Origin of the sequence: Rheinheimera sp. (assembly GCF_020217005.1) — a bacterium.
In the GTDB taxonomy this organism is placed as follows: Bacteria; Pseudomonadota; Gammaproteobacteria; order Enterobacterales; family Alteromonadaceae; genus Pararheinheimera.
This window is the reverse complement of sequence record NZ_JAIWOI010000249.1, coordinates 1-10,000: the sequence shown is the minus strand read 5'-3', so window position 1 is coordinate 10,000 and position 10,000 is coordinate 1. Positions and strand designations below refer to the sequence as shown.

Sequence of the window (10,000 nt, the reverse complement as noted above, 5' to 3'; positions counted from 1 at the left end):
GCTAAGTCTGCAGAGGCTGTTGTATGGTCTACTAACACTGAACCTGCTTGCATAGTTGCCAACACACCTTGCTCACCGTACACAACCGACCGCACATCATCGTCATTGCCCACGCATAACATCACCACATCTGCTCCAGATGCGGCCTCTGCCGGAGTTGATGCACAGGTACCACCATACTGTTGCACCCAATCCAGCGCTTTCTGACGAGTTCTGTTATAAACACAGACTTGTTCGCCTTTTTGCTGCAGGTGACCTGCCATAGGAAAACCCATGACTCCCAAACCGACAAAGGCAACTTTTTGTTGTGATAATTTTGACATAATTTTGACTTATTTCTGTGACAGACTTGAATGCCAAGAAGCTTACTAGAATCAGGGGCTCTGACGCAAAAGCATCAGACGAGTTGCACAAAAGGACAGTTATGCCAAAGGTTCATCATTTTAAAGTGAAGGATAGTCAGGATCAGGACGTGGATTTAGCCCAGTACAGGGATAAAGTGGTATTGATAGTGAATACTGCCAGTCAATGTGGTTTTACGCCTCAGTATCAGGAACTTGAAGCTCTCTATCAACAATACAAAGATCAAGGCTTTGTCGTGTTAGCTTTTCCCTGTAATCAGTTTGGTGCCCAGGAACCTGGTACTAATGAAGAAATACAGCAATTCTGCCAGCTTAACTACGGAGTGAGCTTCCCGGTATTCGGCAAAGTGCAGGTCAATGGTCTGGACTCTGAACCTTTGTTTGAATACTTAAAAGACCAGGCTCGCGGTTTGATGAAAACCAGGGCTATCAAATGGAACTTCACCAAGTTTTTAGTCAATCGCGAAGGGGATGTGGTGAAGCGTTATGCACCTCGGACAAAGCCATCCAGCCTGCATCAGTCTATTGAAGAAGTGCTGGCCAGCTAGCCATTGACAGAGTCTTGATTAAAAACAACAAAGGCTGCGGTTTTTTGCGTTACTCTGAGTTTAAACTTCAGAGCAAGGAGCCCTACTAATGAAAATTGCAGTCTTTAGCGCCAAAAAATACGATCAGGAAAGCTTTAAGCTATGGGCAGACCCAAGCCTTGAGTTTAGTTTTTTTGACGTACCACTGGATCAACACAGCGCCAAATTGACCCAAGGCTATGCAGCAGTCTGTGTATTTGTGAACGATAATCTGTCAGAAGCTGTACTCACCGAGCTAAAAATGATGGGTGTAGGCATGATCGCCTTACGCTGCGCCGGTTTTAATAACGTCGATTTGACCAAAGCTAAAGAACTGGGATTGCGTGTGGCGCGGGTTCCGGCCTATTCACCTCAAGCAGTCGCGGAACATACTGTGGCCATGGTGCTCTGCTTAAACCGCAAACTACATAAAGCCTATAACAGAGTAAGGGACGATAACTTTGCCCTTGATGGTCTGCTGGGATTTAACCTGTATGGCAAGACTGCGGGGTTAATTGGTACAGGACGTATAGGAGTGGCTACTGCCAAGATTTTACTTGGTTTTGGTATGAAGCTGCTGTGTTTTGACATCAAAAAGGACGAAGAACTGGTTAAAGCTGGTGCTCACTATGTGCCTTTAGAGGAATTATGGGCAGAGTCAGATATGATTAGCCTGCACTGCCCCCTGACTCCGCAGACTCAGCATCTGATCAATGATACCAGTCTTGCTTTGATGAAAAATGGCGTGATGCTGATCAACACCAGCAGAGGTGGTTTGATAGATACAAAGGCAGTAATTAAGGCTCTGAAGAGCCGGAAGATTGGTTACTTAGGCCTGGATGTCTACGAGCAGGAAGCGGATTTGTTTTTTCAGGATTTATCCGGCCAACTGATTGAGGATGACGTATTTAAACGCCTTCTGACCTTTCCTAATGTATTGATCACAGGGCATCAGGCTTTTTTTACGCAAGAAGCTTTACAGCAAATTTGTCAGGTAACCAGTGAAAATCTGTTGGCGTTTAAGGCCAACCGCTTAAGTGGTAATGAACTGTGATGCTATGGTCTGGTACAGATCCAAACAAAGCTTCAGCGGAGATTGAGACGGGCGGGGGCAAGCCCCGCCCTAACAACTGTTATTTTTTCAACTGACGCTCGAAAAAGGCTGTGATGGTTTTATGCAAATGGGTCTGTACTGGCTGACCAAACATCGAATGTTTGCTGCCGGGATAGTCCATACTGTCAAATAATTTACCCTGTTTCTGCAATTCAGAATATAACTTGGTGCTATGGGTAAAGAGCACATTGTCATCCGCCATACCATGATAAATCAACAGGTTGCCCTGGTAATCTTTCACATAAGGGAATACCGAACTCTGCTCATAACCTGCTTTATTACTTGCAGGGTGGCCCAGATAACGCTCTGTGTAATGGGTATCATACAAAGCCCAATCCGTGACCGGAGCACCGGCAACACCAGCCTTAAAATAATCACCAGCTTTAAACATCGCCATAATGCTCATGTAACCACCGTAGCTATGACCATAAATGCCGATACGCCCAGCATCTACATAAGCCAGGCTTCGTAAGTACTCCACACCAGTGATTTGATCTTCGAGCTCTACTACAGCCAGTTTTTTGTAAATCGGATCCTCAAAGGCCTTACCACGGTTTTCCGACCCCCTGTTATCCAACTGGAATACGATATAGCCGTTTTGTGCCAGATACTGGAAGTATAAGTCTTTTGCGCTCCAGCTATTGGTGACGCGCTGAGCGCCAGGCCCGCCATATACACCTACTACAACAGGGTATTTTTTGCCTTTTTCAAGCACAGCAGGTTCGAATACACGGTAATACAAGGTCTGGCCGTCTTTAGCTTTTAAAGTGCCAAAACGAGGTTTCACCAGCCTGTCTTTGTACTGCGCCAGAGGATGCGAACCCGAAACTTCATTAGACTCAAGCACTGTCAACACTTTGCCTGCAACACTCTTCAATTCCACTTTGGTCGGCTGTAACACACTGGAATAACTATCGATAAAGCTCTGGCCAGTTTCTGCCATCACCACTGAGTGCGAATACTCAGCCTGAGTCAATCGTTTTGACTCACCGCCCTTCACGGGTACTGAGTACAAATGGCTTTCCAATGGGGTATCTTTCCGACCAGTGAAATAAATCAGGCCCTGATCTTCGTTAATAGCTTCAATTTTATTAACTATCCATTCACCCTTAGTCAACTGACGTACTAAAGTCCCATCAAGTTTGTACAAATAGAGATGCTTATACCCATCCCGTTCTGAGGCCCAGACAAAGTGCTGTTTATCTTTTAAGAAATGCAAATCGTCATTTAAATTTAACCAAGTTGGGCTTTGCTCAGTTAGCAAGATTTTGCTAGTTCCAGAAGGTAATTCGACAGAACGAAGTTCTAAACGCTGCTGATCACGACTTTGCCATTGATACGTCAGCACAGAGGCTGATTTACTCCAATCGACCCGGGCCAGGTAGATATCCTGCTCTTTACCTAAATCCAGCCATTGCACCTTGGGCTGTTGAACCTCCACTACACCTAGTTTCACCTTAACGTTGGCAGTTCCAGTAAATGGGTAACGCTGATTAAAGAGTTTAATTTCATCAGCATAAATCTCATTACGTACAGCTTCGGCCACAGGCGACTCGTCAATCTGACTAAAAGCAATTTTGCTATCGTCAGGAGCCCACCAGTAGCCTGTCATTCTGCCCATCTCTTCCTGGGCAACAAATTCAGCCATACCATTTTTTATCAGACCTTTCCCATCTGTGGTTAACTGAATTTCTCTGCCCGTTTTAAGGTTGAGCACAAAAATATTTTGTTCTCGAATAAAAGATACAAACTGACCTTTGGGCGATATTTGTGCATCGGTTTCAAAAGCTTCAGTGTCGGTTAACTTACGAGCTTTTTGGCTGGACAAGTCGTAATAATATAAATCTCCGTTCAACGGAAACAGCAAAGCTTGACCATCTTTTGACCAGTTGTAACTCACAATTCCGCTCGCGAACAAACGTAATCGCTCCCGTCTGGCTTTCTCTTCGTCAGATAAGTATTCTGGGCCGCTAAACAATTGATCTGAATCAACTAAAATGCTGTGTTTACCGGTTTTTATCTGGTATTGCCACAGATCCAGTCTGTTGGCATCAGTTTCTTTCCCTTTAAGGTAAGTAACACGACTGCCGTCGGGAGAAAAACTCAAAGAACGTGGCGCTGTGCCGCTTAATGCGGGCTCTGCAAACAAGCGATCCAAAGCTAAATTGGCAGCGGCTTGAGTTGTCGCTGAAAACAAAAAGGCGGCAATAGCGGCCTGAGGAACAAGTTTTTTCACCAGAATTAATCCTTGATTAAAGTAACCTCATTATCTGAATCGACTTTGCGTAAAACAGCAAGCCGGATCCGACATTTTTCATTTATTTAGGTTCAATTTATTAGTCATATTTTTGCAATAAACCAAAGCGAAGCCAGGTAAAGCACCAGATTGGTGCGACAACTCACCATAAAGAGGCGTTAAAACCACAAAAAATCGCGATGGACAAAGCCGAACTTTTCAAATATGGTCATTACAGAGCCCGTAGATAAAAATGGGCCAAAACAAAAATCCAGATGAGAAGGCAACATCCATGAAGAATGAACTAAACCACTACCATCCTGTTGCTGCCGCTATAAAGATCGCTTTATGTGGTAGCTTATTATTCAGTACCTCTTTATTAGCTCAGGAAAGCCCTGATGCCTCGGCAGAAAAAAAGGCTGAAGATGCAGCAGTTGAAAAAATTGTTGTTATAGGTGCTCGTGGTGCACCGCGTTCAGTAGGTGATTCAGCAGTTCCGGTTGACGTGATAGGTGGTGAAGAATTTTCCAAAACGGGGACCAGCGATATGGTCAGCTTAATGACCGCAGCTGTCCCCTCGTTTAACGTTAGTGCCCAGCCCATTAACGATGCTTCAACCTTAATCCGCCCGGCAAACTTACGTGGCCTGCCACCAGATAGCACATTGGTATTAGTCAACGGAAAAAGACGTCACCGTGCTGCAGTGATTACCTTCTTAGGGAGTGGTATTTCTGACGGCTCGCAAGGCCCTGATATTTCTGTCATCCCCTCTATTGCACTAAAACAAGTCGAAATATTACGCGATGGTGCAGCGGCACAATATGGTTCGGATGCGATTGCAGGTGTAATTAACTTTCGCTTAAAAGATGCCGCTGAAGGTGGTTCATTTGAAGTGAAAAGTGGTCAGTTTTATGAGGGTGATGGCGACCTGCGTCAAATCTCAGGCAATATAGGCCTTCCTTTCACTGATAATGGTTTTGCCAATATTAGCGGTGAATTTAAGCAGGCCGATCCAACCAGCCGCTCAGTACAACGTGACGACGCGGCGGCTTCTGCGGCAGCAGGTAACACTTTCATCGCGGATCCAGCCCAAGTTTGGGGTTCACCTGAGTTCAAACGCGATGCAAAATTATTTGCCAATGTCGGTCTGGAAGTTGCGAAAAACCGCGAATTTTACTTATTCACCAACTGGGCAGAGCGTGATGTAGAAGGTGGCTTTTACTTCCGTCACCCGACAACTCGTAGTGGTGTCTACTCCAATGACGGTGGCGAAAGTCTGCTGATCGGTAACCTGGATGAAAGCTTAGGCGCATGTCCTAGCGTTGCAGCTCAAAACCCTGATGGTTCAATCCGCAACCATGGTGCTATCCAGAGCGATGTTGATGCTCTGCCAGCGCATTGTTTCACTTACTACGGTATGTTACCTGGTGGTTTTACACCTAAGTTTGGTGGTGTTATTACCGATACAGCTATCGCTTCTGGCGTAAAAGGCGAGCTGGACTCTGGTTGGGCTTTTGATGCCAGTATGTCTGTTGGTCGCAGCGAAGTAGAGTTTTATATTAAAAACACTCTGAATGCTTCTTTAGGCCCCGATACTCCGAGAGCTTTTAGCCCTGGTAAATATGTTCAGTTGGAAAAAGCTGCTAACTTAGATTTTAATAAACCATTCGAGCTTGACGCCCTGCCATATCCATTGAATGTGGCCGGTGGTGTGGAATATCGTGATGAAACTTTCGAAATTTATGCAGGTGACGCGGCTTCATTTGAAGTGGGTCCACTGGCTTCACAAGGTTTTGGTATAGGTTCAAACGGCTTCCCCGGATTTAAGCCAGAAGATGCGGGTTCATTTAATCGTTATAGCTATGCTGCATATACCGAATTAGGTGCCGAATTCAGCGATCACTTCCGTATGGATTTTGCATTAAGGTTCGAAGACTTTGAAGACTTTGGTGACACCACCAACGGCAAAATAACAGCACGTTATCAGGCCACAGATGAAATAGCGTTCCGCGCTGCTGCAAGCACCGGTTTCCGTGCTCCAACAGTAGGACAAAGTAACGTACGTAACGTAACGACATCTTTTAGCCCAGCAGGTTTGGTTGACACTGCAACTTTACCACCAACCCACCCTATCTCAATCCAAAAAGGTGGTAAACCATTAACTCCGGAAGAGTCGAAAAACTTCTCTGTAGGTACTGTAGTTGAGGTGAATGATTGGTACGTCACTTTGGATTATTTCCATATCAAAGTAGAAGATCGTATTAGTCAAACGTCTTCTCTGGATTTAACTCCTGAGGATATCGAAGCGCTGTTAGCTTTAGGTGTTAAAGATGCTAGCAGTTTCACAGGCGTTAAATATTTTACTAACGACTTCGATACAACGACGCAAGGTCTGGATTTAGTTGCCAACTATAGTTTTGATTTATGGAATGGCCGCACAGGTTTAGCCTTTGCATACAACTGGACTGACACCACTGTTGATAGCTACTCAAGCAATATCAGCGAAGCTAAAGTTGAGCAATTGGAGCGTGGTTTACCTCGAGTCCGTGGCAGCTTTACTGTGAACCAGAATTATGGTGATTGGAAAGGTTATGTACGACTCAATCATTTTGGTTCTTTCTATGAAGACCATTTAGACAGCGGTGTATTAACTGCTGCCGACGGTGGTTTACCCATTGAAGTTGGTTCTGCAATCACGACTGACGTAGAATTGAGCTATACAGTCAACGACAGCTATGAAATCAGCGTAGGTGCGCAAAACTTGTTTGACGCCTACCCTGATGAACATGAATGGCAAGGCGTAGCAGGTTCTAAGTATCCAACTACTGCAGTTATGGGCATCAACGGCGGATTCTATTATGTTCGTCTGAACTATAACTTCTAACCCGTCCTGAAAAAATGTAAAGCCCGGTGTTATGCCGGGCTTTTGTATTTGCAGATCTGGTATGACCATGGCAAAGTGCGGGCAGGTTTGGCCAGAAAAGAGCAATGATGGACTTAATCCCCTGGAATTACTCCACAAGACAAGGTTTTACATTACGCGGATTTTATACTCCACCAACAGGTAAAGCTGTACTTCATATCCTGCATGGCAATGGCTACTGCAGCCGGATGTACCAGCCCTTTTTAGCTGGGTTACTCCCATTCTTTGACCTATTTTTATCTGATGCTCAAGGCCATGGAGACAGCGATCATGGGGGGGCTTTTGTTGGCTGGAACCAAAGTGCTGATTTGGCGCTTGAAGCCTGGCTTGCGCATAAACACTTGTTTGCGACAGTACCCTGCTATGGTGTGGGTCACAGTTTTGGTGGCGTGTTAACCGCACTGATCAACAGTAAAATCAACAGCCCTTTCCATGCGGTGGTGTTACTTGATCCTGTGTTGTTTACACCAGGTATGTTGACTTTGATGCAGGCATTAGACTGGCTTGGACTATATAAAAAAAATCCAATGGCCAAAAAAGCCTTAAATCGCCGCCAGCATTGGCCTGACAAAGATTCTGCCTACAGCTATTTGCAGCACAGGGGGATGTTTAAAAACTGGCAGGACGAAGCGCTGGCAAGTTATATTGATCATGCGCTACATCATACAAATCAAGGTTTGACACTAAAATGCAAAGCAGAGCGTGAAGCTGAAATCTTTGCATCTTATCCAAAACAGCTTTGGAAACAACTTAAACACAAGTGTAAACCTGTTTTTCTGATCTACGGCAACAAGACTTATCCTTTTGTCAGCAAATCGGCGGAAAAATGGCGCAAGTTAAATCCTTCTGTACAGCTGCATCAGGTCACAGGCGGACATTGTTTTATGCAAGAAAACCCACAACAAAGTGCAGTTGCGGTGCTCAATTTCCTGCAACAACTTACGGAGAATAAAATATGACAATTTTTAATCGGTAATTCCATTCGACTGTCTGCTCAGTTGCTTTATAATGGCGCCAATTTTCTCCGGATCCAGATAGATATGAAGCAAAGTTTTATAGTTAGCGCTTTAGTTGTTGCTTTGGCTGGCTGCAGTCAGTTGCCAGAGCAACCACCAGCCCCAGTAGATGAAGTCAGTGCGCCTGTAGTGGCGACTGAACCTGAATTAGTTGAAAACGAAGTATTAAATGACAACATAGCTCAGGCGCAGGCGACTGACTTTGGCCATATTTTTATCGACCGGGACATGAGTTTTATTGGTACTTTGCCCTGTGAAGGCTGTCCAGGCGTAAAGTATCATGTCAACTTGTTCCAAGATGGCAAGTTTGAGGCTCGTCAGGAGTTTATCGACCAGCATGAAGTGAATCTGGTGAAAGGCACCTGGCTGTTAGAGGGGCGTGTAATTCACCTGATGTCTCAGCAAACTAAGATCCCTTCTTTCCAGTTTGTTAGCAACAACAAAGTAGTGTTACTGGATGAAGCAGGTAAACCTGTAGTATCAAAAGATAACTACGAGCTAATACGTTCAAACAACTTCTTAAAGCTAGATACTAGCATGCAGATGCTTGGAATGTATCAGGTTATTGATAATCAAGCCTTTTTTACCTCTTGCAACAACGGTGATAAATCAACTATAGCCATGACACAACATCATATTCCGATGCTGCGTAGTTATCAGACTGATAAAAATCTGAATGGCAAGCCGGTGATAGCCACTATGATTGCCCGCCAAAGTCCAAAAGAAGACAAAATGCTGTTTGTTGAAAAGTTTGAACAGTTTTGGCCTGGCGCAACCTGTCCAGATACATTAAGTGTTGCAAAGGTACAAGGTATTGTCTGGCGGGTTGAACGGGTAAAGTTTATTCAGGTTCCTCAGCAATACAACTTGCGTATGCTGTTTAATGATAATGCAAAGCTGTACGGTTTCTCTGGTTGTAACGTGTTTAATGCAAGCTATAGCCAAAGCTCTAATTTATTGAAAGTAGAGCCATTAGTAAGCACTAAGAAGTATTGCGCTCAGAGTAACTACTATGAGTCGAACTTTACACAGCATTTACAAATGGCTGATCGCATCGAATTAAATGGCGACAAGTTGCAGTTATTCCACAACAATGAAGTAGTTGTGGAAATGAAACCAGCCTTAAATTAATACTGATTGTGCCTTTGTGATGTCGCGTGGTGTCACAAAGGCTCTGTTTTTGTTACCTTACTTCCTTCAATAGCTGTTATCGCCTGCTGATTTTTATCGGTATCGAGTCGTATGGCAAACTCACAATGGTCCTGTTGCAGCCAGAATAGTCTGTTAATCAACCATCTTCGTTGTCTCCATTGCCCTTTTCTATAGTGCAGACCAGCCCGCGCGCTTAAAGTCAGGCTAGGATTACCTCCCAGTATGGCGTTTAGTAACCGACTTATTGCAATCAGTACATTGTTGCTGTAATTGCGTAGTGGGCTCGGCATGGATTGGCCTTAGGATTTTATATTTGTTTGAATTTGAATACTTTTGCATAAATCTAAGTAGGGTGCAATCGCCTGTACGGACGTCCCTTGTAGGCTGTTGTGTTTGATAGTTGAGCAGATCTGTGCTGAGTTCGGGGGCGGTGAACTACTTTATTGCGGGCGTCCTACCCTGGCCCCTTCGGGCCGGCTTCGCCGTTCAAAAACGTTCCGGACGTTTTTGTGCTCACCCCATCCTGGGATTCGTCCCTGCGGGACCCGCCGTTGGCGGTCCCAAACTGCTCCCGGCAGTTTGGTCGCATGGGGGATGCCCTGCTCGAATGGTCCACCACTAAATTCGCATA

7 protein-coding genes are annotated in these 10,000 nt (G+C 44.9%); 5 read left to right on the top strand and 2 right to left on the bottom strand.

Annotated features, from left to right (window positions below):
* A partial coding sequence (locus LDL40_RS12185; protein ID WP_300995652.1) for an NAD(P)-binding domain-containing protein occupies window positions 1-323 on the bottom strand: 323 nt, incomplete at its 3' end.
* Between the two features lie 101 nt (window positions 324-424).
* Here LDL40_RS12185 and LDL40_RS12180 point away from each other — a divergent pair.
* Together LDL40_RS12180 and LDL40_RS12175 are read left to right on the top strand one after the other, a co-directional pair.
* Window positions 425-910, top strand: a complete 486-nt coding sequence (locus LDL40_RS12180) for a glutathione peroxidase (protein ID WP_300995651.1) — start codon at window positions 425-427, stop codon at window positions 908-910.
* A gap of 88 nt (window positions 911-998) precedes the next feature.
* Window positions 999-1,982 (top strand): 2-hydroxyacid dehydrogenase, encoded by a 984-nt coding sequence (locus LDL40_RS12175; protein WP_300995649.1) that lies wholly within the window; start codon window positions 999-1,001, stop codon window positions 1,980-1,982.
* A gap of 79 nt (window positions 1,983-2,061) precedes the next feature.
* On the opposite strand, the gene LDL40_RS12170 is transcribed toward LDL40_RS12175, so the two are convergent.
* Window positions 2,062-4,278 carry a S9 family peptidase gene (locus tag LDL40_RS12170; RefSeq protein ID WP_300995648.1) on the bottom strand — a complete coding sequence of 739 codons (2,217 nt, stop codon included), beginning with the start codon at window positions 4,276-4,278 and terminating at the stop codon, window positions 2,062-2,064.
* A gap of 292 nt (window positions 4,279-4,570) precedes the next feature.
* Here LDL40_RS12170 and LDL40_RS12165 point away from each other — a divergent pair, with 292 nt between their 5' ends.
* The 3 genes from LDL40_RS12165 (at window position 4,571) to LDL40_RS12155 (ending at window position 9,348) form a co-directional block, all read left to right on the top strand.
* Complete coding sequence (locus tag LDL40_RS12165; RefSeq protein WP_300995646.1) at window positions 4,571-7,162, top strand: TonB-dependent siderophore receptor; 2,592 nt, start codon at window positions 4,571-4,573, stop codon at window positions 7,160-7,162.
* Window positions 7,163-7,266: 104 nt separating this feature from the next.
* Entirely contained in the window at window positions 7,267-8,160 is an 894-nt protein-coding gene (locus LDL40_RS12160) for an alpha/beta hydrolase (protein ID WP_300995644.1), read from the top strand.
* Window positions 8,161-8,241: 81 nt separating this feature from the next.
* On the top strand, window positions 8,242-9,348 hold the full coding sequence (locus LDL40_RS12155) for an META domain-containing protein (protein WP_300995643.1): 1,107 nt from the start codon (window positions 8,242-8,244) through the stop codon (window positions 9,346-9,348).
* Window positions 9,349-10,000: the final 652 nt, after the last annotated feature.